The following is a 25,370-nucleotide window of genomic DNA, read 5'->3' on the forward strand; positions in this document are numbered from 1 at the left end:
CCGCATCGACGTTCTATCTGTACGCAAGCGCGGCAGCGGAAGTTCGCGTGCGAACGTCATTGCGCGAAACGCATTGCGCCCATGTGATCGGCAAAGCTTGCCTAAAGGCCGTAGGGTGCTCTGCGAGCACCAAAACATCACATCGCCAGCCAAAAAGCTCGGCGCAAAAGCCAAAGGTCGTGAGCGGGATAAGATGGTGCTCCCAGAGCACCCTACGAATGCCAGCAAGTGCAATGATAGCCAGCAGTCATTGCTGCCGGCGATTCGCCTACGCTAGCACGTCGCTGACGACGTTCCCTTCGACCAGCGGCAAGGGGCGACCCAGCGCATCGCGGACCATTGTGTGATGGTCGATGCCCATCAAGTGATACATTGTCGCCAGCATGTCCTTGGGGCTGACGGGTCGGCTGACCACGTCGCCGGCTTGCTTGTCGGTGGCGCCGACCAGACGGCCGCGCGCCGTACCGCCGCCCGCCACCACGTTGCAGTAGGCGCGCGACCAATGGTCGCGGCCGCCACCGCGCGCGGTGCTGATCCGCGGCGTGCGCCCGTGTTCGCTGGTTAGGACCACTAGCGTGTCGTCCAGCAGGCCGCGCTGATCCAGATCGGTAATTAGCCCGTACCAGCCCACGTCAAACCCGGGGCACAACTCTTCCTTCATCCGCGGGTAGTGGTTCCAGTGCGTGTCCCAAGCGCTGCCGGCCACGCCGTACTCATCCCAGAAAATGGTGACCACCCGCGCGCCAGCTTCGACCAATCGTCGGGCCGTCAAGCAGGAATGGCCAAACAGGGTGTTGCCGTATAATGCTCGCGACGGTTCCGATTCCAGCCGCGTGTCGAGCGCCTTGCGCAAGCGATCGGACTGAAGCAGATCGTACGTCATAGCCCGATACCGGTCGAACTGATGACCGACCGGGGCTTCGGCCAGATCGGCCCGTTGTTGCTCAAGCTGAGCCACCAGCGATCGTCGGCGGTTCAACCGGTCGAGCGTCAGATCACCCTGCAGGCTCGTAACCGCCGGCACTTCAAAGTGGCTGTCGGGCGAGACGCCCATGTACGGGTCGTTTTCGGTGTAGACCATCTCGCGCAGCGTCTTCTCAATGCCGCGCGTGGCTGTGCCACGGAATTCGCCCCACACCGGGTCGTACTCGGCCCCCAGGAACGCGGCGTACGGGCCGGCCCGGGGCACTTCGCCCACGCGGCGCGAGCTGAACTGGAAGGGCAGGGCGATATTGTTGGGCAGGTCGCGCGGGCGTTCGGTCTTGCGCTTAGCGTCGATGAAATCGACCACCGAGCCAAAGAAAGGCCAATGCCCCGCGTCGCGTGGATTCAACTCCATCGGAACCGTCACGACCGGCACGCCACTCAGCGCGTAGGCCGCGCCGTGAATTGGGAACGGATGGCTCATCGAGCGGACGACCGTGCAGCGATCCATCGCCTTGGCCGCGTTGGGCAGCAACTCGCCAACACGGCAGCCCGGCAGGCTGGACTCGATCGAATCCAACTCGCCGCGCACCTCGACGGGGGCGTCGGGCTTGGGATCGAACGTCTCGAGCTGGCTCGGCGCGCCGTACAGGTGAATCAAGATGACGTTCTTGGCCTGGCCAAACGATCGTGGCCGCGCGGCCCCTTCGCTGGCGGCGGCCTCTTGCAGGCGCAGCATGTCAGCCAGCCCGAGCCCCGCGAGCCCCAGCCCACCGACGCGCAGCATCTCGCGTCGCGTTAGATTGCCACACACCGTTCGTCGCGAACCAAGCACGGTGAACATTGCCGGCCTCTTGGGAACAGAGTACGAGGTCAGGTGGGGCGCGACCCAACGGGTCACGGCGGACGTGTGGCGACGGCGTTCAACACACGGCCGGCGTCTTATCTCTTCGGACTGCGGGCAGGAAGGTATTTATTGATCGGGCGGAGTTTATATACTAAAGAATCGCTAGCTTGGTGCAAAGCTAATTTTCCCGCCCCAGATTCCCACCCCCAGCGTTAAGTGCTTGCGCCAGCCGCAGCTATGAGCGCGGCATACCGAGTTCGGTACCCTGGTTTCGATAGGCCCGAGGGACGCTGACCGATGCTCACCTTTGCCGATCGGCCCGCCGAGAATGGCCCGGTGTCGACAAGTTCGGGCACGCCGCGCAGCTCGGGCCTGAATCGTCGCGCCTGGTTGCACATCGGCGGGCTCGCGGCGGCGGGGCTCTCGTTGCCAGAACTTTGGTCCGCCCGATCGGTGCAAGCGGCCGGCGAAAAGTTCTCGCCCGGCTTCGGTCGCGCCAAGTCGTGCATCATTCTGTTTCTCAGCGGGGGCCCCTCGCAGCTTGAACTGTGGGATCCCAAGCCCGACGCGCCGGCCGAGGTGCGCGGCTCGCTGAAGCCGATTGCCACCAAGAGCCCGGGACTGGCGATTGGTGAACTGCTGCCGCAGACGGCCGCGCTGAGCGAACATTGGACGGTCGTACGGTCGATGACCACGCGCGATAACGCCCACTCGTCGAGCGGTTACGCCATGCTGACCGGCGCGCCCCACGCGCCGATGAACGCCGAGGACCAGAAGCCCGGCGCGCCGAATGACTGGCCGGTGATGGGCGCGATTGTCCAAAAGTTTCGCGCTCAGCAGCCCAATCAACAAACCGCCTTGCCGGCCGCCGTCCGCTTGCCGACCGAAATCTGGAACAACGGCCGTATCCTGTGGCCCGGTCAGGACGCCGGCTTCTTGGGCCGGGCAACCGACCCGTGGCTGTTGAACTGCAATCCAAACGATGTGCAATTCGACGTGCCCGGACTGTCACTGCTGGAAGGAAACACGGCGATCGAGTTCGATCGCCGGCGACAACTGCTGCATGAAATCGCTTCGTCAACCTCGACAAGCACTCAACCACCCGTTTCGGAGCGCTGGTCGCAGCTACGGCAACAGGCATTCGATCTGATCGGTTCCGGGCGTTCGGCTCGCGCCTTTCGTTTGGATGATGAGTCGTCGGCGATGCGCGACCGGTACGGCCGAACACGGTTTGGGCAGAGCGTGCTCCTGACCCGACGCTTGGTCGAAGCCGGCGTGTCGCTGATCCAGGTCAACTGGGCCCGGCAGGATGACGACCCGGTCGAAAGCCCGATGTGGGACACCCATCGGGGGAATGAGAACCGATTGAAGACGGCCCTCGTGCCACCGCTGGACCAGGCCTATTCAGCTTTGCTCGAAGACCTGCGCGACCGCGGGCTGCTCGACGAGACGTTGGTGGTCTGCATGGCTGAATTCGGCCGGACGCCCAAGATCAACCGGAATGCGGGTCGCGACCACTGGGGACACGCTTTCTCAGTGGCCCTGGCCGGTGGGGGTGTACGGGGGGGCCGGGCCATTGGGGCGTCGGACAAACTGGCGGCATACCCCGCCTCGCGGCCGACCGGGCCAGGCGACCTAAGTGCCACGATATTCCACAGTTTGGGGCTGCCGGCCGAAACGATCATCCACGACCGTTTGGGGCGTCCACTACCAATTAGTACCGGTCAGGTCATTTCTGAGTTATTCTAAAAGCCCGCCTGCTCTTTGCCGCTTGTTGCCCCGCCGCACCCGCCCGCCTTTTGAACGCATCGAAGAAGCGCCCGCCATGAATCACTGCCTGAGACGAGCCCGGCTGATTGCTTGTTTGCTGATCCCAGCTTGGGCGGCGCTCTGCTCGTTGGCCGCAGCACAAGCGCCGACGGTGAATCAGCTTTGGCCGCGGGCGGTTCGCCCCGGTGGCACGCACGAGTTGGTGTTTCTGGGTGCGAATCTGGCGAAGCCGACGCGGTGGTGGACGAACGGGCCGTTGCGCTTCGAGCCGGCCGAAGCCGGCGCCGACAAACAAAACAGCGCCGAGCGAACCGGCGTCCGAGTCGTGGTGACCGACGAGGCGATGCCGGGCGTGTACGCCGTGCGAATGGCGACGGTGCAAGGCCTGTCGAATCTGCAACTGATCGTGGTCGACGACTTGCCGACCTTGGCGGCTGGCAATTCGCATCAAGCCCCCGATCGCGCGCTGCCCGTCGAAGCGCCCGTGGCCGTCGAAGGTCTCTGCGCCGCGGGACAATATGAATACGTTAAGTTCCATGCCCAGGCGGGGCAGCGGCTGTCGTTCGATGTCTTTGCCCGACGGCTGGGCTCGCCGCTCGACCCCGTGCTGAGGCTGCTCGATGCGACCGGCCGCGAGTTGGCCTACGCCGACGATGACGAGGTGGCCGGCGCCGACAGCCGGCTGACCTATCGCTTTGAGCGCGAAGGGGACTACCTGCTCGAGCTGCGCGACGTGCGCTATCAAGGGAGCGACCGGCATTTTTACCGCTTGCGGATCGGCGACTTCCCATTACCCGCGGCGGTTTATCCGTTGGGCATTCCGGCCGGCGCGGCCAGCAGCGTGACCGGTGTGGCCCGCGATGGTTCAATGTTGCCGGCGGTGGCGGTTGCCGCTCAGCCGCGCGACGCCACGCAAGTGAACGTCCCCTTGCGGTACACGGCGGGCGGCGCGGCCAGTTGGGCCGGCGTGGTCGTCGGCTCGCGGCAAGAACAAATCGAATGGGAACCGAACGACGAAGTCGCGACGGCCGCCCCGCTGACAATCGGCGGCGCAATGAACGGTCGCTTCGATCGCGCCGGCGACAAGGACTATTTCACCTTCACGGCCAAGAAAGGTGAGAAGGTGCGGTTCACCGGAGCGACGCGCCGACTCGGCGCGCCGACGGACCTCTACCTGCGATTGCTCGACGCCCAGGGGAAGCAACTCGCCGAGTCCGACGACTCGGGGAGCGAGGAAGGGGTGCTCGAATACACGCCAGCCGCCGATGGCCCGTACATTTTGCAGGTCGAAGAACTGCTCGGTCGCGGCGGGCCAGGCTTTGTCTATCGAATCGAAGCGGCGTTGGCCGAGCCAGGCTTCACCCTGGTGGTCGACGCCGACAAGCTCGACGTGCCACAAGGGGGCGTGTTCAAGGTCAAAGTGACCGCCGTGCGCCGCGACTTTACCCAGCCGATCACGTTGGCGCTCGAAGGGATCTCGGGGGCCACACTTTCGGGCGAGACGATCGCCACTGGCAAGCTGATCACCACGTTGACCGGCACGCTGCCGGCCAGCTACACGCCGGGAACGCTGTTGTCGATGCGCGTGGTCGGCGAAGGAACCGACGGCAAGAAGAAGTTCCGCGCCGTGGCCAGCAACCTGCCCGAGCTGCGCAAGTCGCTCAGCGGTCTGCCTTGGCCGCCAGCGTCGCTCGACGGGCTGACGCTGGTGAGCGTCGGCGCGCCGATGGTCGACTTTTTTAAGCTGGCCGCGTCAAAGCCCGTGGTCGTGTTTCCGCAATACGCGGGCAAGGCCACGCTGACCGTGAAAGTCGAACGGCTTAACAAGTTCGACGGGCCGGTGACGCTGGCTTTCCCCAACTTGCCGGCGGGTTTCGCGGCGGGCAAGGCCGTGACGATTGATAAAGGCAAGAACGAGCTCGCGGTCGAGTTGACTGGGCCGGCGACCGCCAGCGTGCGCGAGCAAGAGCTTCAAGTCGTCGGCTCGGGCGAGTTCCAGAACCAGCCGCGGTCGGCAACCCTGTCGGGGGTGAAGCTGCGCGTCGCGCCGCCGATTGAAATTGATCCGGCCCAGGCGACCGTTAGCGTACCCTCGGGGGGCAAGCTCCTCTTGACGCTGACGCTGGTACGGAACATCGACGCCAAGACTCCCGTCGAGTTGAGCGTCGCAGGATTGCCGGCCGGGGTGACGCTTGCCGCGCCGTTAAAACTGGAAGGGGACAAGCCGGTCGCGAAAGCGGAACTGCTGGCCCAGGCATCGGCCGCGCGCGGCTCGGCGACGGCGTTGCTGCGCGCCACCACGACGATCGAAGGGCGAAAAGTAACATTTGACGTCGGCACAATCGCGCTCGACGTGATGGCACCCGCCAACGATAAGCCCGCTAATAACAAGCCAGCGGCCGAAACGCCGGTGGCACAAACCCAGCCTTAAACTATTTGCCCTCACGGGCAGCAGGTGATCTATGGACCGGAAAACCTTGGTATCGCTACGACGCACGATCGGGGCCTTGGCCGTGGCGAGTGCCTGGGCGTGGCTCGGCGCGAACGCTCATGCGGCCGACGCCCAACCTGCCGCGAACACCGTGGCGGCGGCCAATACGACGAACGCTCCGGCGCCAGCAGCCGCGAGCGTGCCAGCGCCGATTGTGCGGATGGAAGTTCATCCTGAGCGGATCAAGCTCAGTGATCCACGCGACTATGCTCGTGTCATCATCTCGGGCTACGACGCCGCGGGCCTAGTGCGCGACTTGACCAACACGGCGCAACTGACGATCGACAACGAGAAGGTCGTCAAGATCAAGAACCATCGGCTGTCGCCGGTGGGGCAGGGGAGCGCCAAACTGACGGTTCGCTCGGGCACGCTGCAAAAGGAAGTTGCCATCGAAGTTGGCGCGCTCGACCAGCCGCGGCCGGTGTCGTTCCTGCTCGACGTGCAGGCTTCGTTGACCAAGCAAGGGTGCAATCAAGGGGCTTGTCACGGTTCGCCGAGCGGGAAGGGGGGGTTCCGCCTGTCGTTGCGAGCGTACGACCCCGTGCTCGATACCGAGACGCTGATTCGCGAATCGTTCAACCGCCGGGTGAATCTCGCCGACCCGCTGGCCAGCTTGATCATCCGCAAGCCGCTAATGGAAGTGCCGCACGTCGGCGGCAAGCGACTGGGCAAAACCGATGAAGCCTACGCGTTATTGCGCGACTGGATCGCCCAAGGCTGTCAGTTGGACAAGGATCCGAATATTCATTGCGTGAAGATCGAGGTCTATCCCAAGCAGCGGCTCTACTACTTACCCGCCGATCAACAGTTGATGGTCACGGGGCACTTCTCGGACGGTTCGATCCGCGACATCACGCGCTTGGCCGACTTTAGCAGCAGCGACCAGGCCGTCGCCTCGGTCGACACCGAAGGGCTGGTCCGCGGCGAGCAGAACGGCGAATCGACGATTCTGGTCCGTTACCTGGAACAGATGGAAACGATTCCGCTAGTGTTCCTGGAGCAGCGGCCGAACCTGAAATGGGCCGCGCCGGCCGAAAAGAATTACATCGACAAGCTGGTCTTTACCAAGCTCAAGCAGTTGCAAATCGTCCCGTCGCAACCCGCCGGCGATGAAGAGTTCGTGCGGCGTCTTTACCTGGACGTGATCGGGCGCTTGCCCAAGGTGGCTGAGACCGAGCAGTTCCTAGCCGACAAGGATCCGAACAAGCGAGCCAAGTTGATCGACCAGTTGATCGAAGCGCCAGAATACGCCGAATACTGGGCGCTGAAGTGGGCCGACCTGCTGCGCGTGCGCAAGACCGCGGTGTCGGAGCCAGGCGTGTTCAAGTTCCACCACTGGCTGGTCCAAGCCCTGCGCTCGAACATGCCGTACGATCAGTTCGCCCGGCAATTGCTGACCGCCCAGGGAAGCACGCTGCAAAACCCCGCGGCCAACTTCTTCCGCGCCGCGGCCGAGACCAACGATTGCACCGAGACGGTCTCGCAGATATTTCTGGGCGCGCGCATCCAATGCGCCAAGTGCCACAACCATCCGTTCGAGCGCTGGACGCAAGATAACTACTACGGGATTAGCGCCTTTTTTACCCGCATTCAGCGCAAGAAGAGCGCCGACGACAATGATCTGGTCGTGTGGGTGGCCCGCTCGGGCGAGGTGACGCAACCGCGCACGGGCAAGCAAATGCAGCCCTGGATGCCGGTTCGCGGCACGGTGCCGATGACGGGCGAGTCGGATCGCCGCTTGCTGTTGGCCGAGTGGCTGACCGCGGCGGACAATCCGCGATTCGCGCGCGTCGAGGTTAATCGCATTTGGGCCCAGGTGATGGGGCGCGGCATTGTCGAGCCGATCGACGATTTCCGCGACTCGAACCCAGCGGCTCATCCGGCCTTGCTCGACGAGTTGGCCCGCGACTTCATTTCGCACGGCTTTGACCGCAAGCATGTCCTGCGGGTGATCCTCAATAGCCAGATCTATCAACTCAGTTCGCGGAGCAACGAGTTCAACCGTGACGACGCGAAATACTTCTCGCACTACCACACTCGCATCCTGCCGGCCGAAGTGCTGCTCGACGCCATTTGCCAAGTGACCGACGTGCCCGAGAAGTACGCCGGCCTACCCGCTGGCACGCGCGCCGTGCAAATGCCCGGCACCGACAGCGACCATGAGTTCCTGAAAGTGTTCGGCAAACCAGCCCGTGAAACGCCGTGCGCATGCGAACGCTCGGGCGAGACGAACCTGTCGCAAGCGTTGCAGATGATCAACGGCGCGCTGCTGCACAACAAGCTGCGCGACGGCGACAGCCGGGCCAAGAAGTTGCTCACCGCGGGCAAGTCGCCCGAACAGATCGTTCGCGAGCTGTATCTGGCGGCTTGTTGCCGAGCGCCGAACGCCAACGAGCTGAAGGCGGCGTTGACCTATGTGAGCGCCAATGGCGACATGGCCCGCGGGCTCGAAGACGTGAGTTGGGCGCTGTTGAACAGCAACGAGTTCTTGTTCCAGCACTAGACGCGGTGGCTGACTCGATTGAAACGCAGCGGGCGCGGCCTGGATGCTGTTCTGGCGTGCCATTCAAGCAATAAGCCCTAGGGGTGAGCCCCCTGGGCTTGTTTGATTCTTTTCTCGCATTGGCGTCTTACGAGCCGGCGGCTGAAGCGCCACCGCTCGATGAACCGCGGCCGGTTGCCGGCGGCAAGGTCGGCGCCGGGCGCGATTCACGCCAGGCCCGATCGATGGCGTCAACGTAGAAGGCCGGCGTGGCGCGCGGCTTGACGCGGGTTTCGGCGACCTGGGCCAACTCGCCCGGGGCCACCATCTTGTCGGCCGCCTGCTGCACCGACATGATCCGTGCCGCGGTCAATTCGGGCGATTCGGCCGTCACCACGTAGATGCAGCGATACTGCATCTGCGACTCGGTCAGGATGGTGTAAACCTTGTTCATGCCGGCTTCCTTCAGACGGCCGGTGTCCGGTTCGAAGTAATCATCCCCCAACGTGTTCTGAAAGCGATAGCCGTTCTCGATGCAGAGTTGCATCGGGGCTCGCACGCGAGCCCGGTCGGACGGGATAAAAGCCTCGGGCCAGGCGTTGTTGCGTTGGGCGTCCCGCTTGAAGGCGCGGAACGGGCGCTCGAGAAAACCTTCGGCCTGGACGATGGCGGCGCCGAACAGCGAGGACACGACGGCCAACACGCAGAGTTTCCAAGACTTTCGCATGACAACGGCTCCCGGGTTCGACCGACGCTGGCGACGGCTTGGGCCGCCAGCACGCGGTGCGCGCAGATCGCAACGCTTCTAACGGTAATATCGGATCGAACGGGGGGACGAATGCAGCCCAAGGCGAGAATCGCGGCGTGCTGGCAGGGGTCACCACAACGCCTGTCAAGCTAGCAACGCATTTTATTGAAATAGCCGCTTACTTGCCGCTCATCATCGGGAACATTTCGCGGACCATCGTGATGGCCGCCGGCCCGACCAGGATCACGAAGATGCCTGGGAAGATGAAGATCACCAGCGGGAAGATCAGCTTGACCGCTGTCTTGGCGGCCTTTTCCTCGGCCATCTGGCGGCGGCGAGTGCGCATGCTGTCGCTCTGGACACGCAGGGCCTGGGCGACGCTCGAGCCGAACTTGTCGGCCTGGATCAAGATCGACGCCAGAGCCTTCAAGTCGTCCACGCCCGAACGTGTGCCCAACTCGTGCAACACTTCGCTGCGTGTGCGGCCGACTTGCATCTGGAAGTTGGCCAGGGCGAATTCCTCGGCGACCACCGGGTAGGACTTCTTCATCTCTTCCGAGACTTTGCGCATGGCCTGGTCCAGGCCCAGGCCCGCTTCGACGCAGACCACCATCAGGTCCAGCGCGTCGGGCAGGCCGAGAAAGATGCCTTCCTTGCGCCGCGAGATCATGAACGCCAGAACCAGGCCGGGCAGATAGAACATCACGCCGGCCACCGAAACGGCCATCATGATCGCCTGTTGATCAAAGCGGGCCAGCGCCGTCATCGTGACGCCGCTGAACATTAGCCCCAACACCAGGCACATGAACTTCAAGCCCAGAAAGACCGTGGGCGCGGTTTCAGCGCGGAACCCGGCGTTGGCCAGGCGCAGCTTCAGCTTGTTGGCTTCCAACTCGTTGGTCGGTTGCAGCGGCTTGGCCAAGGCGGGAGTCGCCTTGACGATCATCTGGGTGACCGCGCCTTGTTTCTTGATGGCGGCTTCGCTTTCGAGCCGCTTCTTGCGCAGCGTCGGGTTGCGAATCTCGTCCAGCCGTTCGGCCGAGCGCGGCTTTTCGGCGGTCAACATATTCATGACCGCCCACACGGCCATGGCGATCGCGCCGAAGACCGCGAAGGGAACCACCGTTATCATGCTGAAGCCTTGAAAGACAAACACGGCAGTCTTAAACCTTGATGTTGATGATTTTGCGAATGACGAGCGCGCCGAGCACTTGCATGATCACCGCGCCGGCGAGCATCTTGGTGCCCATTGGGTCGTCGAACAGCAGCATGATGTAATTGGGATTCAGCCGGTACACGGCCAGGAACAACACCGGCGGTAAGGCCAACAGCACAATACCCGACAGCCGCCCTTCGCCGGTCAGCGCCTGGACTTGGCCGTAGATCTTGAATCGCTCGCGAACCAGGTGGCCGATCTTGTCGAGGATTTCCGCCAGATCGCCACCGGTGGTCCGCTGCAACACGACGGCCGTGCAGAAGAACTGCAAGTCCATGTTCGGCACGCGCTCGGTCAGGCCTTCGAGGGCTTCTTCGATGGGCAGCCCCAGGTTCTGTTCTTCAAACACGCGGCCAAACTCGGTGGCGATCGGCGCGTTAAGCTCCGACTGCACCAACTCGAACGACGCCGCCAGGCTGTGCCCGGAACGGAGCGCGCGACCCATCAGGTCGAGCGCTTCGGGCAATTGGGCGCCGAATAACTTGAGCCGGCGTTTGCGCTTCATCGACAAGTACATCAGCGGCATCACGCCGGCACTCAGGGCCACGACCGGAACCATCCAGACAGGCAGCCGAGCCACCACGCACACCATCATCCCCAAGAACGCCAGGCCGCCGCTCATCATGCCGAATTGCGACGGGGTCAGCTTGGTGTCGGCCTGCTGGAACAGTAGCCGCGACTTGCCGAACCGGTTGAGCAGGGCTTCGATCAGGCCTGGCGCGGCGTCAAGCGGCTGGATCAGCAACGTCTCTTTGAGCGACGGCTCCTTGCTGGTCGCGCCCTTGCCGGCCAACATGTCGAGCCGGTCGGACAGCTTGTCGTCGTCCTTGTCACCGAACATCTGCATCACGGCCCAGGCCATGGCGGCAACAGCGGCGAACGCAGTGATTGAAATCAGCAGTGGTGACATGAGAGGCGCTAGGGATTAGGGGCTAGGGACTAGGAAAGACCGCGGACAACGGCATTAGCACTTCAACATCACACGTTGGCGGAAGGCGCTGGCCGGCAAGCGGATGCCCGCTTGCTCGATGCGGTCCATGCATTTCGGTCGAATGCCGGTCGCCTCGAAGCGGCCAAAGGCTTTGGAATTCTCGTCGATCCCCTCCTGGATGAACCGGAAAATGTCTTGCATCACGATCGTGTCTCCTTCCATGCCAACGATCTCGGTGATGTAGGTGATCTTGCGCGGACCGCCTTGCAGACGGCTGGCCTGGATGATCAGGTTGACGCCGCTGGCCATTTGCTGCCGCATGGCCTTCAACGGCAGTTCGAAGCCCGACATCGTGATCATCGTTTCCATACGAGACAGGGCGTCGCGCGGGGTGTTGGCGTGCAGCGTGGTCATCGAACCTTCGTGGCCGGTGTTCATGGCCTGGAGCATGTCCAAGGTTTCGGCGCCGCGGCATTCGCCGATGATGATTCGTTCGGGCCGCATACGCAGGGCGTTGCGCACTAGGTCGGTGGCCGTGATCGCCCCTTTGCCTTCGATATTGGGTGGGCGGGTTTCCAATCGCACCACGTGTTCTTGCTGCAATTGAAGTTCGGCGGCGTCCTCGATCGTGACAATGCGGTCGGTGTTGCCGATAAAGCTCGACAAGGTGTTCAACAGCGTCGTCTTGCCCGAGCCAGTACCGCCGGAGATCACGACGTTGAGTCGAGCCTTGATCGCCCCTTCCAGTAGCATCACCATCTCGGGCGTGAAGGCCTTGTAGTTCAACAGGTCTTCCAGCTTCAACGGGTTCGAGCCGAAACGGCGAATCGAGACGGCCGCGCCGTCCAGGGCCAACGGCGGAATGATCGCGTTGACGCGTGAGCCGTCTTGCAAGCGGGCGTCGACCATCGGACAGACCTCGTCGACGCGGCGACCAACCTTGGACACGATGCGGTCGATAATCTGCAGCAGGTGGGCGTTGTCGCGGAACGTCACGTTCGAGCGTTCCATCCGCCCTTTGCGTTCGACAAAGATGTGCTTGGGGCCGTTGATCAGAATATCGCTGATCGTCGCGTCCTTGAGCAGCAACTCCAACGGCCCCAGGCCGAACGTCTCGTCCAGCACCTCGTCAATCAGCCGGTCGCGCTCGCCGCGATTGAGCATGATGTCTTCGGCATCGCACAGATGCTCGACGACCATGCGAATCTCGCGGCGCAGCACATCACCTTGCAAGTCGCCCACCCGGTTCAGGTCGAGCTTGTCGACCAGCTTGCCGTGAATCTTGCGCTTGAGTCCTTCGAATTCCGAATCGCCCGACTTCTCGCCAGGACGACCGACCATCGGCAGGGGCTTGTTGGGAGCAGACATGATTGATTCGTATCCTGATTCTGATTCAGGCGGCTTGAAACACGCGGCACTCGGCCAACGTCATCAGGCGTCACCGTCGCGGTGGCAGGTAATAGGCGGGAGGTAACCGGCGATGGAACGCTGCGGCCGCGGAAGTCCGTTGCCAAGTCCGGCGTGGGTGCCTTTTGTCACCAGCGCCGATAGTTCCACCTAGCAAGTCTAGGTTACGGTTAAGACGTGCCGGGGCCCGAGAGGGCGAAAACGCGACACACGGCGAAGGTTTCAATAAGCCCAGGGTCTCACCCCCTGGGATAAGGATAGAAGTGGACACAAGAACCCAGAGGATGAAACCCCTGGGCTTTGCGACTACTTCTTCTTCCCGCCGAACATGCTGAACAGCCCTGACTTGCCCGGCTTGGCCTGTTCGGCCGGGGCAGCGGCTGCTTCGCCGGCGGCCTCGGCCGGCCCGGCCGAAAGCTGCTCGGCCAGGCGAATGAGCGATTGAGTGACGGGCGCCTTGGGAGCTTGCTCGATCAACGGCACGCCGTTGTTGCGCACTTCGACCATCGTGCGGAACTCGTTCGGCACCTGGGCAAAGATCTCGCGGCCGATCGTTTCCTGGGCTTTCTTCAAGCTGATCGTGCTGTCGTTCAGACCGACACGGTTGCAGACCACCTTGACCTTCTCGCCCATGCCTTCCATCTCGTTGAACGAAGTGAGCAATCGGACCACGTTTCGCAAGCAGGGCAAGTCCAACTGGGTGACCAGCAGGATGTGCGTCGCCATTTGCAACGCGACCATGTCCAACGGGGTGTACGACTTGGACAAGTCGAGCACCACGTGCGAGAACGTCGCCTTTAACAGGCCGATCACGCGTTGCAAATCGTCGGGCTGGACCAGCCCCATGTCTTCCATATTCACTGGCCGAGGCAGCAAGAACAGCCCCGACGAGTGTTTGGTTAGCGACCGTCGCAACAGAGTAAAGTCCAAACGCGACACGTTCTGCGCCACGTCGACAATCGAATAATCAGGAATCGTGTCCAAGAACACGTCGGCATCGCCCAGGCACAAATCCATGTCGACCAGGACCGCCGAGTTCTTCGGCTCCTTGGCCAAGATGCAGCCCAGGTTGACGCTGATGCTCGTGGTGCCCACGCCGCCGGTGGCGCCGCAGACGGCAATGACCGTCGAGGCTCGGCTCTTGGTTTCGCCGCGGCCGAACCGCCGCTCGGCAATACGGCCGATGGCGTCGAACAGATCTTGCAGCTTGAGCGGTTGGGTCAGGTATTCCTTGGCTCCGGCCCGCATGGCGCGGAGGATCAACTTGCCGTCGGTCGACGAGCTGACCACCAGGATATTGCAGTCGGGGGACAACTCGCTGAGCCGAGCCACCAGGTCCAGCGCCTTATCGGCGTCGGAATCGAGCGAGACAATGCCGATGTCCGGGTGGGTTTGACCGACCACGTCGGCAAAGAACTCGTAGCGCGAACATTCCGCTTCGAGCCAGACAATGTCCATGCCGAGCAGCATGCCCTTCAACGCTTCGCGCGAGGCGTCGTTTGGATCAACGACGGCTAGACGGAGAACGTTGCTCATGGCGTGACCACTCGAATCCCAGAAATACGACCAACCGGGTACACTGTCCGCAGTAACACTAGGTTACGAACGGCGCACGTGTAGCCGCCTATTGCCCCGCCCAATACCACCTGGGGGGTCAATTCACACGACTACTTTAGGTCGTCGTATCCCAGCGGGCCGATAAATCCTGGCGCTGGCTTGGCTCCCTGGCGGATCGCCTGTGTCGCAGGATGCGAGACAGACCGGTCGTTCGGATTATTCCGAGGGGTCGGCAAGGCGATCGGCGAACTGAGGGCCGGCCCACGTACGGGTGCCGAGACGTTCTGGGGCGTTGGCACCGAGGTCTGAGGGAGCCGAACCGGGCTAGCAGCCCCGGCCGGCGCATTCGGAATCGTCGGCACAGCCGTTACCACCGGCGCTGTCCGCACCAAGGCTGCCGAACCGGCCGCAGAAGTGCCCGTTGCTGGCAGCGTCACGTTCGGAGGTGTTGTCCCTTGGCCCGAGTTGCTCGGCGTCGTCGACCGCGAACCCGGCGCGATCAGGGCCGCTGGACGGATCAACCCCGAGACTTTCGACTTGCCCGTTGCATCGGGCGCCGGAACCGGCGGAGTCGGCGAGTTGGCCGGAACCACTTCACCTGGCGGCACATCATTCGGGTAGTTCATCGGCATGTCTCCCGGCGCCACGTTCGGGGCCACCAGCTTCGGCACTTCAACATGTCCCTTGACGTACATCTGGAAGTCGGTCGGGAAGGTGGTGTCCATGCCCGGCCCGCAGTTGGGAACTTGATCGCAGTCCATGGCTTCGACCCAGTGGGGAGTGACCATGATCAACAATTCAACTTCGTTGAAGATCGACTTATTGGTGCCGAAGAACGGGCCAATAAAGGGCAACTCACTTAGGATTGGCAGACCTGATTTGGCCGCCTCTTCGCGGTAATTGACCAACCCGGCAATCGCCAACGTCTGCCCGGCCCGCATCTCGACGCCGGTGTCGATTTCGCGGACCTTCAAGCCCGGCACCGTAATGCCGTTGAGCGTGGTGCCCGTGGTGTTGTCGATTTCGCTCACGCGCGGGCGCACTTCCAGGCGAATGGCGCCGTTGCCCAGTACGATGGGCACAAAGTCGACTTGCGTGCCGTAGGGGCGGTACTGCACGGCCACGGTGCCCAAGCTGTTCGGCACCAGAATCGGGAATTCGCCACCGGCGTTGAAATAGGCTGGGCGGCCGCTGACCGTGACAATGTCCGGTTCGCTCAACACCTTGGCCAGGTTGTCCTGCCGCAGAGCCTGCATGAACATACTGAACGACTGATAGTTGTCGACGATGCCAAAGGCAAACGATTGCGTGCCAGCCGTGTTGATCTGGCCGGGCAACACCGAAACGCCGGTCGCCGACGAAGTGCTTTGCACGGTCTGGGACAGCAGCGCGTTGGGCTTCAGCAAGCCAGCGCCGGCGCTGCCGACATAGCTACCTGAACTGGTGATCTCGGCAAAGTCGATGCCCAGTTGGCGAAGCTTGGTGCGCGAGACTTCCATCACGCGGACCTTCAGCACCACTTGCTGGGCGCCGCCAACTTGAATGTTGTTGATCACGGTGGGGTGAAACTGTTCGGCGATTGAAATAATCCGGTTCACTTGCGTCGGATCATCGACATAGCCGCCGATGATGACCGAATTGGGGAGCGGAATGACTTGCAAAGCCGACTTGGGGAACTGGGCCTGCAAGAGCGCGGTTAGCTCGCGCGCGTCGGCGTAAATAAGCAATTCGACGGTGAACACCTCGGCCTTGTTCTCGGTCCAGAGATTGATTTGCGTCACGCCGGGCTTCTTGGCGTAAATCTGCAATTGGTTCGGCGACAGCGGAATGACGTCGACCAGTTCGGGATTGTTGACCGTGGCCTCGGGAATCCGCTGTTCCAGGGTCAGGATGCGGCTCGAATTGGCGATCATGGTCACGCGCTCGCTGGCCGCTTGCACTTTGTGCATGACCGGCTGAGGGCCCGTCATTGACGGAGCGGCCGGCGGCGGCGTCTGGACGGGCGGCTGCTGCCAGGCCAGGCGCAACGTCGGACGCGCGCCCGGTTGCTCGGCCATTGCCAGCGTGGGCGCGATGGCCATCCACACGGCCAGGACCGTCATCGCTTTGCGAATTGACGACGCTTGAAAACAGCGCATCGTAATCATCCCTGATATCCTGCGTTACACCAGCGACGCGGGGTGGCATGCACACCGCTTGGCGTCAACTGGCAGCTAACCATTCATCCTTGAACCGCGGCACTGCTTAGGGCTTGGTCTCGGGCGTCGGCGGGACGCCGTTGTCGCCGGCCGAGTTGCCTGACAGCGTGCGGGGCACGCCATCTTCGAATTCCACTTCACGCGGCGACGAACCATCGAAGATTCGCATCCGCCACACATCCTTCTTCACGATGTCCGGCGTCGGCACTTGCTCGGCCGGCATCGGGGGCTTCTGTTGATTCAAGAGTCCGAGCAAATCCGGCTCGGGCTTTGGTTCGCTGCTGCTGTGCTTTACACCCAGCAACTCTTCGGGGCTGGCGCCGTCCGTCTCGGACTTACCGTCGTCGTCGGCCGGCCGCATGATCAGCCGCAGCGTCCCTAGTTCAGTCGCCAGGGTCACCAATTCGGCTTGTGCCGGCGTGACCAGCACCGAGACCGTCTTGGCCACGACCGCTTGCTGGCCGTCGTTGTCGCGACGGAAGACGTCGTCGACGGCGATGATCTTTACGTTCTGCAAAAACGTCCGCGCGCTGGGCATGCTGATGCCGTAGGTCGGGTTCGGGTGCAAATGGACCACCATGTCGACGCGATCGCCAGGCTTGAGCAGGCCGGCCATGCCGCTGACCGCGTCGACGCGCACCGAGACGACGCGCATCCCCTTGGCGATCATGCCCGACAGATCCTCGCCGTTGTCCCCTTTGGAGAGCAACATCTCCTCGACGATCGGCAAGCCAGGCAGAATCGGGTGCCGGGCCCGACGGCCGATGGCGTTCTCCCAATCACTCACCGCATTGGGCGGCATGCGGTCCTTGGGGAACTCTTCGAGCTTGATGTTCTCGGGCTTCAGCGGGTCGCCGGTGCCAATATTGCTGAGCGCCATGATCACCGGCACCATCTCGCCGGCTGGGGCCGCGACGACTTCACGGTTGGCCAAGGTCTGGTTGATGCCGATGGCGGCCACCAATCCACACCCCAAGGCGACAACGAGCAGCATCATCGTTTTCGGACGCATCGATTCACCTGTGGTCGCGTTTTAACCGTCGCAGCCGGTGCAAGCGTCGAAGGCGGCACGCCGCGAAGAACTGTTAAAACCCTTCATAGTTGATTGGCTGTTACCGCCCGCAGACTTGATAACAGCGCCTCTTGGCGGCACGCTTCGCCTGGCCGGAATCACCGGCATTTCCGGCACACGCGGAACGACCGGTAAAGTTTGCCAACGACCTTTTCGCAGGCTGCTGGCATGAATCGATCCGTGCGCGGAAAAGATTACGCCTCTACTCTTGTCGGCATAACCGGCAATGTTTGTGCAGTTTGAACAGCTTCTCAAACGGCTTTTTCAGGCAAACTTCGCTAGCAACCAACCCAAGCGAGGGATTTAGCCCAGCATGCCATGCATGAAGAAGTACAGGATCGTCCCCATCGCAATGGGGATCCCATAGGGCAGCAGCATCATGGTCTTCTTCCGGTCGGCGGCAATCGCCGCCAGTTGGTTCGGGTCGCGAACGGTCACAATCTCGTTGACGATGTGCTGGAACTGCTGGCGATGCTTGGTCCAGACCCGGCGGTACAGGACCATCATCACCGCTATCACGCCACCCAGGATGGCCGAATAGCAAAAGGCATAAAAGGTCACCACGCTGCCGACCCAGGCGCCGACACCGGCCAGCAACTTGACATCGCCAGCGCCCATGCCGCCGATGGCATAAGCCGGCATCAACAGGGCCAGGCCGACCCCGGTGGCCAGCAAGCTGAAGCCCAGGCCTTCCCAACCGCCGACACAGAACCCGTAGACCCAACCCCCGACAATCATCGGGAAAGTGATCCAGTTCGGCACTTTCAACTGCCAGCCGTCGATCACGGCCGCAACCACCAGCGTGACGGTCACGAACCAAACGTGCCAATTGTTGAACAGGGCAGCGGCAAAGTCTTTTTCAAACATGTCAGTTCATCCTGGCAGGTGGGTGCAGTGTGGGTGGGAGTCGCGCGGCAACCGTTCGCCGCGTCAGGCGGATGTTAGGCGCGAAAGATCATCAGGCGAGCCACGAGCGTAACGGCCACAAACGCGGTGAATACCAACGGCGCCATTCCGGCCAAATCAACGGGAAGGATCGGCATGGTGGTCACCTGGAATTGTGGTTTACTGCCCGGGCGTGGGCGCGCGCTCGGGCGCGCTGCCTACCAGCAACTATAGGTCGCAAATCGCCGTGTGCAGGCGATTTGACCACGGGCGTCCAACACGGCGATCAACAAAAAAATCCCCGCGGTTCCTGGACGGAACCGCGGGGACTGAGGATCGAACCAAAGCTGGTTCGCGGGTATTAGCTCGACGAAGTCTGGAGCTGGGTGGCGACCTTCTGGAACGTCGCGTTGGCGTTCGTGCCAATCGACTGGATGGCCGTCAAGCAGACGATGACGATCAACGCCAGCATCACGGCGTATTCAACCGCGGTGGGGCCGTCTTCCGACTTCAAAAACTTCTTGATCTTGGTGGCGAAACGAATCATGGCTGTGGGTCTCCTCAGATGTGCGTTCGGCCGTAGCGGAAGCGGGCGTGTTCGCCAGTTCTCTCGTGCCGATCGACCGGCCGGTGGCTACCGCCGGCCCGACTAACGATATTCGAGACCACTCCGCACACACCGTCGCAAAAACAATTCGACGACGGCCTGCTGCGTGTCCAAAGCGTCTCACGTTATTGGTTCAGCACCTCTGATCCAGTCAGCCCGAGGGACGCGTTTCAAGGATTGCCGGCAGGACAATCGCTTGCACCACGTCCGAAGTCGCCAGCCGAAAGCCGCCGGTCGGATTCACACCCGAGCGACGCGCGTTCGACTCACATCCTTCGGCAGCCTGGCTGCCTGGACAGCGTTCGCTATTCAGGCCCTTGGCTTTGCGCCCCGACCTCGCGGCCGGTTTGCCTTTTTCGAAGATGCAGAGGTATTGAAGCTGACCGCGAGAGTCCAACTGACGCGAAGCAACACCACGCGGGTTACCGTCGCCAGCCGTTCGCCCCCAGTCAACTTCGAGGCCGGTCGCAGAACCAACCTCGCAGCAGCCTCGTGCTCACGCACTTTGCTCCTGCACTGAAACCCTAGGTCAGCCAGGTTCCTAGTCAAATCGCGGTGTGTAAAAATTGCAAAATTCCGTAGACTGATCCGGGGGTATCGATTGTGACGATTTGAGCGCCCAGGTACGTGTCAAGCCGCTGCCGATGATTACTTAATGACCACGCCAACCCCACCACACTCCGCATGACTTGGCTCACCAACACGCTCGACGAACTCGCCCACGTTGAAGAGTTCAGCTATACCCCTGGCGGCGTGGCGTCGGCCGAGCCAGCGGCCTGGGCGGCACTGGCACTGGCGGCGCACGACCGCACCGACGCGGCGTTACGCGCTGCGCGGCAACTCGCGCGGCTGCAAAACGTCGATGGCAGCGTGGGCATCAGCGCCGACCAGAACAATCCGTATTGGCCGACGCCCATGGCCATGTGCGCCTGGCACGCCCTCAAACGCCACGCCGCCGAAGAATTTCAGCCACTGATCGATCGCGCGCAGGCTTGGCTGCTCGTCGCGCATGGCAAGTCGCTGGATCAGGCCGAGTTCCTGGGGCACAACACGCGGCTGATCGGTTGGGCCTGGGTCGAGGGAACCCACTCCTGGGTCGAGCCCACTGCGTTCGCCGTGTTGGCCTTGAAGGCCGCGGGCCTGCACGATCACGCGCGCACGCGCGAAGCGGTGGAACTGCTGGTTGATCGATTGCTACCCGAGGGTGGTACGAACTACGGCAATACATTCGTGTTGGGTCAGGAACTACGTCCACATGTCGAGCCCACGGGGCTCGTGCTACTGGCCTTGCGCAACGAAGCGGACGCCAGTGGCCGCCTCACCCGAACGGTCGACTACGAGGTGCAAACGATTTCATCCCACACCACGGCGGCATCCCTGTCGTACGCGCTGTTGGGGCTGGCGGCCTGGCAGCGCACTCCGGCCGAGGCCGACGCCTGGCTAGCCGCTGCCGCCGAGCGGACGCGACGCCGGCCTGGCGCGTTGCCGCGACTGGCCATGTTGGCGCAAGCCGCTCGCGGCGCGGCGGCCCCGCTGGTGCAGATTGCCCAGGAAGGAGCCGGCTAAGTGAGCGACGCCGAAAAACAGCCCGACTCCAGTAAGCTGATCCTGCCGCCGGCGTCGGAGCGCGTCGATCGTCGCGCGCTGATCGTCGGCGGCGGCGCCGCGGCGGCCGGCCTCTTGGGCGTGGCGTGGTGGCGAGGCAAGTTGCACCGAATCTTTGGCGGCTCCACGCAAGCTGGCGTGTTTGTGGCCCGCAATCAGCGCTACGACGGGCCACTGGAACAAACGATTCGCGACGGCCTGATCGCATCGGGAATCGTGGCGGAAACGATGCGTGGACTGCGCGTGCTGCTAAAGCCCAACATGGTCGAGCCCATGCGCTTGTCGCCGCAGATGACCACTCACCCAGCCATGGTCGTGGCCGTGGCCAACGTGTTTCGCGGCTGGGGCGCCGAAGTGCGAGTGGGGGAAGCGCCCGGCCACGTGCGCGACACCGAGATGGCGCTCGAGGAATCGCGCCTCGGCGAGGCGCTCGACGACGGCAAGATCGAGTTCGCCGATCTGAACTATCAAGACGTCCGCTGGGCCCACAACGCGGGCCGGCGCTCGGTGCTCAAAGGTTTCTACTTCCCCCAGGCCGTCGTCGAAGCCGACCTGGTCGTGTCGATGCCCAAGCTCAAAACGCACCATTGGATGGGCATGACCGCGGCGCTGAAGAACATGTACGGTTCGCTGCCAGGCTGCAAATATGGCTGGCCCAAGAACGTGCTGCACCACGCCGGCATTCCCGAGACCGTGATCGACATTAACGCTTCATTACCGCGCACGATCACCGTCGTGGACGGCATCACTTGCATGGAAGGTGACGGGCCGATTCTGGGAAGCGCCAAGCAAATGGGGCTGGTTGTCGTGGGCACGAACCTGACGGCGGTCGACGCCACCTGCGCACGAATTATCGGCCTGGCGCCGCAGCGGATTCCTTACCTGCAACTGGCCGGCGGCGTGCTTGGTCCGTTGGCCGATCACCAGATACGCCAACTCGGCGAGCCGTGGCAATCGGTGGCGTCGCCGTTCGAGATCCTCGACGCGCCCCACTTGCGCAGCATGCGCCCGAGCATCTTCACGTCGTAGTCGGCTGCGTTCTCATCGCTGTCGAGCTACGAACGCAGCATTCCCCACGGCATGTTCACTCCGGCCACCCAGGCCAGCGCGAGCGACACCAGCAGATAGAAGATGTAGTGGAATAGCCCATTGCCGAAGTCGAGATCATAGCTGACAAAAGCCACGGCCGCTCCGCCGGCGATCAACAATGCCGCCACGATCAGCAGGGTGTAGATCGAGTTCAAGAAGTCGCTCGGCAGGTGATAGAACGCCACCCAGAGCCCGGCGTAGAGGAACGAACAGAGCGTCGTGCGCACCAACATGGCCCGACCACGATAGGGTTCGAGTTCCTGATCGCGCAGCACGGCATAGCCCAGAATCGTCGCCGGGAAAGCGATGACCAGCAATCCCGCCGCGCGCATCGCCAAGGCCGCCAGATCAATTCCTTGCAGCGTCGTGCGCAGGAAGTACGCCCCCACGAACACGCCAATGACCACGATGGCGCCGATGGCCACCAGCGGAATATTGAGCTTGGTCTCTTCGCGCAAGATGGGCTTGGTGACCAGCGAGCGCTTGGTATCCTTGCCCCCTTCGGCCCCTTCCGGCGCGTGGATTTTGACTTCCGCCGCCGGCTTGGGAACGGTGATGACCGTCTTGCACTTGGGGCACGGGCCCTGCTTGCCGGCGAACTTCTCGGGAACCGAAAAGACGGCCTTGCAACTGGGACAAGAGACCTGGATGGGCATGCGCGATAGCTCGACGGCGTGGGCACTCGAAACGGCTTAGTTTTGGCCCCCAGGCCCGCTAAGTCAAGCGTTCAACCGATTTGCGGGCCGCCGAGACGCGCGGGCATGGCGGCGTTCGCCGGCGCGGGGCGCGGCACGCTTGATTCGGGCCAAAAACTTGCGATAAAGCCGGTGCAATCGCTACTTCCGCGTACCCAAGCTCGGGACTCCAAGCTACGATTGTACACTGACCGCAGTTCCCGGCTGGGCTGGCCCACGGCCGCTTTACCGGTGGCTGGATCATGCTTTTGAGGAACAGGCACGTCGGGCTCGCCCGCTCCGATTGAGTTGACACCCCTGGCCACGGCATTGCACGACCATGACCATCACCTTGTTGTGCCCCAACGGGCACAAGCTTGTCTGCCCCGAAAGCCAGGCCGGTAAGCGCGGCAAGTGCCCGCAGTGCGGCGCGATCTTCCGCGTCCCCGAAATCAAAACAGGCTCGTCACCCGGTAACTCGGGCATCAAGATCGATACCGGCGCCGGCTCGGCACCGTCGGCCCCCGTTCCCATTGTCGTCGGGCCGGCTGCTGGCTCGTCCCCGTCGAACGTCTCGGCCGCGGCTGAAACGCCGGAAGCACACGAAGAACCTGCGAACCCAATTCACGTTTGTGCCGAAGGCGAGTCGCCGGCCGACGGAGAGATTGCCTTCCTGTGCCCTAACGGACACCACCTGGCTGGCAGCGTCTCGCTAGGGGGTGAACCGGGCAAGTGCCCCGAGTGTGGCGTCAAGTTCCTGGTGCCAACCGAGGAAGAACTGCAACAGGTCGAAGAGCCGGTTGACGTGTTTAATCCGCTGGCGATCGATCCTGCTTCGTTAATGCCAGCGTCGACTCCGTTCGGGCCGGCCCCCGAGGCGCGGCCGTTGATGGCCCAGTACTTCGAACGGTTGTGGGGTTACAAGGAGCACAACGCCGAAATCGAAGTCTACCTGGCCGGCGGGACGGTCCTCACGCCGCACGGCTATGCGGCGAACCTCTCGCGTCAGGCGGAAGGGGTGTTCCTGATCGAAGAAGAAGACCAGTCGTTTGCCGTGGCGATCGTGGCCTGGAAGTCGGTGACCCACGTCGTGGTCCGCGGCCTGTCCGAGCCGCCGCCGAAGGTTTTCAGCATTCCTTGATTCTCGTAGCGTGGACGCATCGAGAAACGGAATGTCAACTAACGCCTAATCCTCGTCGGACAGATCACCCTCGGTGATCATGTGAAAGCCTTTGCTGGCCAGCGTTTCGAGCCCGATGTCGATGTTATCGACCATTAGGGCCACGATCGGCTTGCCGCGCGGGCGCACCAGTAGGGGATAGGCCTGGATGATGTTCACCTCGGCCTGTAGCAGAGCCGTGCAGACGCGCAACAACGGCTGGGGCCCTTCGGGCAGTTCGACGGCGATCAGATCGCTTTCAATCAGCGCCAGGCCGGCACGTTCGAGGATCTCGCGCCCCTGCTCCGGATGACTAAGCAAAAAGCGGCAAAACGCGCACTCGGACGAATCCGAGATCGACAGCGCGACAATCTTGACTTTGCTCCCCTCGAAGCGGCGGACCACTTCCAACAGTTGGCCGACACGGTTCTCGAGAAAGACCGTGAACTGGCGAATCGAAGGGTAATTACGGCCGCGCGCCGTGGCAAAACCCACCCCAGCGCCGCTGCCTTCTCCGGTACTCATGGCCGAAACTATAAGCCGGGGCCACAGTTCCGGTCAATGGTCGGCGTCGGAACCGTAATTCGGGTGGGCCGACAAGCTGGCGTCAGCAAAGGACTGTGAAGCATCAGAACTGCTCACATCATCCCTTTCAACATGCACTCCGTCATTCCCGCGCAGGCGGGAATCTAGATCGCGAGCCGTCAACTCTGGATTCCAGCCTGCGCGGGAATGACGGCAAGTGCGGGGCGTCAGGGTAAACGCAGTGCCGTATTGCAAGTTGAAACGGAAGGTGCGGCCACCTCAGGTCAAGACGTGAATCTGCGCAATAAAAAAGCCCAGGGGCGGAACCCCCTGGGCTTGTAGAATCACACGACAGTCATTGCGTTGGCGGCGGCGATCAGACCAATCCCTTGCGGACGGCCCACACCGCCGCTTGGGTGCGATCGGTGACACCGATTTTGCGCAAGATGTGCTGCACGTGTTCCTTCACGGTTTCATAGCTGATCCCCAGCGCCTTGCCGATTTCCTTGTTGGTCAGGCCCAGCGCCAGTTGACGCAGCACTTCGCTTTCGCGCTGGGTCAGGGGCACATCGACCTCGCCGGCCATGCGGGGCGTGGCCAGCGCACCGGTGATCCGCCGCAGCTCGTCGCGCGTCCACGCATCTTCGCCACTCGACACCTTGCGCAAGGTGTTGATCAACTCTTCGCGACTGAACCCCTTGAGCATGTACCCGTTCGCCCCCAGGGCGACGGCACGGGCCACATACGTCGGGTTGTCGTATGTCGATAGCATGATGATCGGCAGATCGGGATGCGCGGAGCGCAATTGCCCCAATGCCGCCAGCCCGTCGACGTCGGGCATACGTATATCAAGCAAGACGATATCAGGCTTCTGCCGGGCCGCCATCCGAACGGCTTCTTCACCGTTGATGGCTTCGGCCGAGATTTGAAACTCGGTCCCTTCCAGCAGGCTCCGCAGACCGGAGCGGACTACCTGGTGGTCGTCTGCCACGAGAATCTGCACGGACATGGCAATCACTCCGCTACCCTCATTACCGGGCGTATTGAACTGGTACATCACAAGCCCCAGGCAAGCGGTTCCTGCTCGCTGTCCAAACGGTTCATTCCTGTGCGCAAACCAAGCTCGGCGATTCGTCCCGGAACGTCATTTGTGACAGACCGCGACACCGACCGCAGGTCGGAT

General features: G+C 62.6%; 19 protein-coding genes and 1 riboswitch. Of the genes, 6 read left to right on the forward strand and 13 right to left on the reverse strand.

Going from position 1 to position 25,370, the window contains the following annotated elements; translation table 11 throughout:
* Positions 1 to 268: 268 nt before the first annotated feature.
* Complete coding sequence (locus JSS27_00745; GenBank protein ID MBS0207456.1) at positions 269 to 1,768, reverse strand: DUF1501 domain-containing protein; 1,500 nt, start codon at positions 1,766 to 1,768, stop codon at positions 269 to 271.
* A 300-nt stretch (positions 1,769 to 2,068) separates the two neighbouring features.
* Here JSS27_00745 and JSS27_00750 point away from each other — a divergent pair, with 300 nt between their 5' ends.
* From JSS27_00750 to JSS27_00760, 3 genes are all read left to right on the forward strand, one after another.
* Complete coding sequence (locus tag JSS27_00750) at positions 2,069 to 3,520, forward strand: DUF1501 domain-containing protein (protein MBS0207457.1); 1,452 nt, start codon at positions 2,069 to 2,071, stop codon at positions 3,518 to 3,520.
* A 76-nt stretch (positions 3,521 to 3,596) separates the two neighbouring features.
* On the forward strand, positions 3,597 to 5,972 hold the full coding sequence (locus tag JSS27_00755) for a PPC domain-containing protein (GenBank protein ID MBS0207458.1): 2,376 nt from the start codon (positions 3,597 to 3,599) through the stop codon (positions 5,970 to 5,972).
* A 31-nt stretch (positions 5,973 to 6,003) separates the two neighbouring features.
* The gene (locus tag JSS27_00760) at positions 6,004 to 8,535 is read left to right on the forward strand and encodes a DUF1553 domain-containing protein (GenBank protein MBS0207459.1); all 2,532 of its coding nucleotides are present in this window, start codon (positions 6,004 to 6,006) and stop codon (positions 8,533 to 8,535) included.
* A 127-nt stretch (positions 8,536 to 8,662) separates the two neighbouring features.
* On the opposite strand, the gene JSS27_00765 is transcribed toward JSS27_00760, so the two are convergent.
* The 9 genes from JSS27_00765 to JSS27_00805 all read right to left on the reverse strand — a co-directional run bounded on the left by JSS27_00765 (position 8,663) and on the right by JSS27_00805 (position 19,075).
* Positions 8,663 to 9,241, reverse strand: coding sequence for a hypothetical protein (locus JSS27_00765; protein ID MBS0207460.1), 579 nt, complete (start codon positions 9,239 to 9,241; stop codon positions 8,663 to 8,665).
* A 199-nt stretch (positions 9,242 to 9,440) separates the two neighbouring features.
* Complete coding sequence (locus JSS27_00770; GenBank protein ID MBS0207461.1) at positions 9,441 to 10,394, reverse strand: type II secretion system F family protein; 954 nt, start codon at positions 10,392 to 10,394, stop codon at positions 9,441 to 9,443.
* A gap of 31 nt (positions 10,395 to 10,425) precedes the next feature.
* On the reverse strand, positions 10,426 to 11,388 hold the full coding sequence (locus JSS27_00775; GenBank protein ID MBS0207462.1) for a type II secretion system F family protein: 963 nt from the start codon (positions 11,386 to 11,388) through the stop codon (positions 10,426 to 10,428).
* Positions 11,389 to 11,442: 54 nt separating this feature from the next.
* The gene (locus JSS27_00780; protein MBS0207463.1) at positions 11,443 to 12,750 is read right to left on the reverse strand and encodes a CpaF family protein; all 1,308 of its coding nucleotides are present in this window, start codon (positions 12,748 to 12,750) and stop codon (positions 11,443 to 11,445) included.
* A 372-nt stretch (positions 12,751 to 13,122) separates the two neighbouring features.
* Entirely contained in the window at positions 13,123 to 14,352 is a 1,230-nt protein-coding gene (locus tag JSS27_00785; protein MBS0207464.1) for a response regulator, read from the reverse strand.
* Between the two features lie 131 nt (positions 14,353 to 14,483).
* On the reverse strand, positions 14,484 to 16,511 hold the full coding sequence (locus tag JSS27_00790; protein MBS0207465.1) for a pilus assembly protein N-terminal domain-containing protein: 2,028 nt from the start codon (positions 16,509 to 16,511) through the stop codon (positions 14,484 to 14,486).
* 106 nt (positions 16,512 to 16,617) lie between these two features.
* A complete protein-coding gene (gene cpaB / locus JSS27_00795; GenBank protein MBS0207466.1) occupies positions 16,618 to 17,583 on the reverse strand; it encodes a Flp pilus assembly protein CpaB in 966 nt (321 codons plus the stop codon).
* A 363-nt stretch (positions 17,584 to 17,946) separates the two neighbouring features.
* Positions 17,947 to 18,510 carry a prepilin peptidase gene (locus tag JSS27_00800; GenBank protein ID MBS0207467.1) on the reverse strand — a complete coding sequence of 188 codons (564 nt, stop codon included), beginning with the start codon at positions 18,508 to 18,510 and terminating at the stop codon, positions 17,947 to 17,949.
* A gap of 379 nt (positions 18,511 to 18,889) precedes the next feature.
* A complete protein-coding gene (locus JSS27_00805; GenBank protein ID MBS0207468.1) occupies positions 18,890 to 19,075 on the reverse strand; it encodes a Flp family type IVb pilin in 186 nt (61 codons plus the stop codon).
* Positions 19,076 to 19,409: 334 nt separating this feature from the next.
* Positions 19,410 to 19,497, reverse strand: a riboswitch (cyclic di-GMP riboswitch).
* Between the two features lie 322 nt (positions 19,498 to 19,819).
* On the opposite strand from JSS27_00805, the gene JSS27_00810 reads away from it, so the two are divergent.
* Both JSS27_00810 and JSS27_00815 read left to right on the forward strand, forming a co-directional pair.
* Complete coding sequence (locus JSS27_00810) at positions 19,820 to 20,701, forward strand: hypothetical protein (GenBank protein MBS0207469.1); 882 nt, start codon at positions 19,820 to 19,822, stop codon at positions 20,699 to 20,701.
* Positions 20,702 to 21,769, forward strand: coding sequence for a DUF362 domain-containing protein (locus JSS27_00815; GenBank protein ID MBS0207470.1), 1,068 nt, complete (start codon positions 20,702 to 20,704; stop codon positions 21,767 to 21,769).
* A gap of 26 nt (positions 21,770 to 21,795) precedes the next feature.
* Here JSS27_00815 and JSS27_00820 read toward each other — a convergent pair whose 3' ends face one another.
* Entirely contained in the window at positions 21,796 to 22,485 is a 690-nt protein-coding gene (locus JSS27_00820) for a hypothetical protein (protein ID MBS0207471.1), read from the reverse strand.
* 358 nt (positions 22,486 to 22,843) lie between these two features.
* On the opposite strand from JSS27_00820, the gene JSS27_00825 reads away from it, so the two are divergent.
* Positions 22,844 to 23,644, forward strand: a complete 801-nt coding sequence (locus tag JSS27_00825; GenBank protein ID MBS0207472.1) for a hypothetical protein — start codon at positions 22,844 to 22,846, stop codon at positions 23,642 to 23,644.
* A 45-nt stretch (positions 23,645 to 23,689) separates the two neighbouring features.
* Here JSS27_00825 and JSS27_00830 read toward each other — a convergent pair whose 3' ends face one another.
* On the reverse strand, positions 23,690 to 24,187 hold the full coding sequence (locus tag JSS27_00830) for an acetolactate synthase (GenBank protein MBS0207473.1): 498 nt from the start codon (positions 24,185 to 24,187) through the stop codon (positions 23,690 to 23,692).
* Positions 24,188 to 24,563: 376 nt separating this feature from the next.
* Positions 24,564 to 25,196: a response regulator transcription factor gene (locus JSS27_00835; protein ID MBS0207474.1), complete on the reverse strand. Its 633-nt coding sequence runs from the start codon at positions 25,194 to 25,196 to the stop codon at positions 24,564 to 24,566.
* Positions 25,197 to 25,370: the final 174 nt, after the last annotated feature.

It is taken from the genome of Planctomycetota bacterium, assembly GCA_018242585.1.
Lineage (GTDB): Bacteria > Planctomycetota > Planctomycetia > Pirellulales > PNKZ01 > JAFEBQ01.

Bases quoted from the DNA above. Each gene is read 5' to 3' on its own strand.
- JSS27_00780 (MBS0207463.1), bottom strand. From the start codon at position 12,750: ATGGTCGGTCGTCCTGGCGAGAAGTCGGGCGATTCGGAATTCGAAGGA.
- JSS27_00810 (MBS0207469.1), top strand. From the start codon at position 19,820: ATGACTTGGCTCACCAACACGCTCGACGAACTCGCCCACGTTGAAGAG.
- JSS27_00755 (MBS0207458.1), top strand. From the start codon at position 3,597: ATGAATCACTGCCTGAGACGAGCCCGGCTGATTGCTTGTTTGCTGATC.
- JSS27_00750 (MBS0207457.1), top strand. From the start codon at position 2,069: ATGCTCACCTTTGCCGATCGGCCCGCCGAGAATGGCCCGGTGTCGACA.
- JSS27_00745 (MBS0207456.1), bottom strand. From the start codon at position 1,768: ATGTTCACCGTGCTTGGTTCGCGACGAACGGTGTGTGGCAATCTAACG.
- JSS27_00775 (MBS0207462.1), bottom strand. From the start codon at position 11,388: ATGTCACCACTGCTGATTTCAATCACTGCGTTCGCCGCTGTTGCCGCC.
- JSS27_00760 (MBS0207459.1), top strand. From the start codon at position 6,004: ATGGACCGGAAAACCTTGGTATCGCTACGACGCACGATCGGGGCCTTG.
- JSS27_00770 (MBS0207461.1), bottom strand. From the start codon at position 10,394: ATGATAACGGTGGTTCCCTTCGCGGTCTTCGGCGCGATCGCCATGGCC.
- JSS27_00825 (MBS0207472.1), top strand. From the start codon at position 22,844: ATGACCATCACCTTGTTGTGCCCCAACGGGCACAAGCTTGTCTGCCCC.
- cpaB (MBS0207466.1), bottom strand. From the start codon at position 17,583: ATGCGTCCGAAAACGATGATGCTGCTCGTTGTCGCCTTGGGGTGTGGA.
- JSS27_00805 (MBS0207468.1), bottom strand. From the start codon at position 19,075: ATGATTCGTTTCGCCACCAAGATCAAGAAGTTTTTGAAGTCGGAAGAC.
- JSS27_00835 (MBS0207474.1), bottom strand. From the start codon at position 25,196: ATGTCCGTGCAGATTCTCGTGGCAGACGACCACCAGGTAGTCCGCTCC.
- JSS27_00785 (MBS0207464.1), bottom strand. From the start codon at position 14,352: ATGAGCAACGTTCTCCGTCTAGCCGTCGTTGATCCAAACGACGCCTCG.
- JSS27_00765 (MBS0207460.1), bottom strand. From the start codon at position 9,241: ATGCGAAAGTCTTGGAAACTCTGCGTGTTGGCCGTCGTGTCCTCGCTG.
- JSS27_00830 (MBS0207473.1), bottom strand. From the start codon at position 24,187: ATGAGTACCGGAGAAGGCAGCGGCGCTGGGGTGGGTTTTGCCACGGCG.
- JSS27_00800 (MBS0207467.1), bottom strand. From the start codon at position 18,510: ATGTTTGAAAAAGACTTTGCCGCTGCCCTGTTCAACAATTGGCACGTT.
- JSS27_00790 (MBS0207465.1), bottom strand. From the start codon at position 16,511: ATGCGCTGTTTTCAAGCGTCGTCAATTCGCAAAGCGATGACGGTCCTG.
- JSS27_00820 (MBS0207471.1), bottom strand. From the start codon at position 22,485: ATGCCCATCCAGGTCTCTTGTCCCAGTTGCAAGGCCGTCTTTTCGGTT.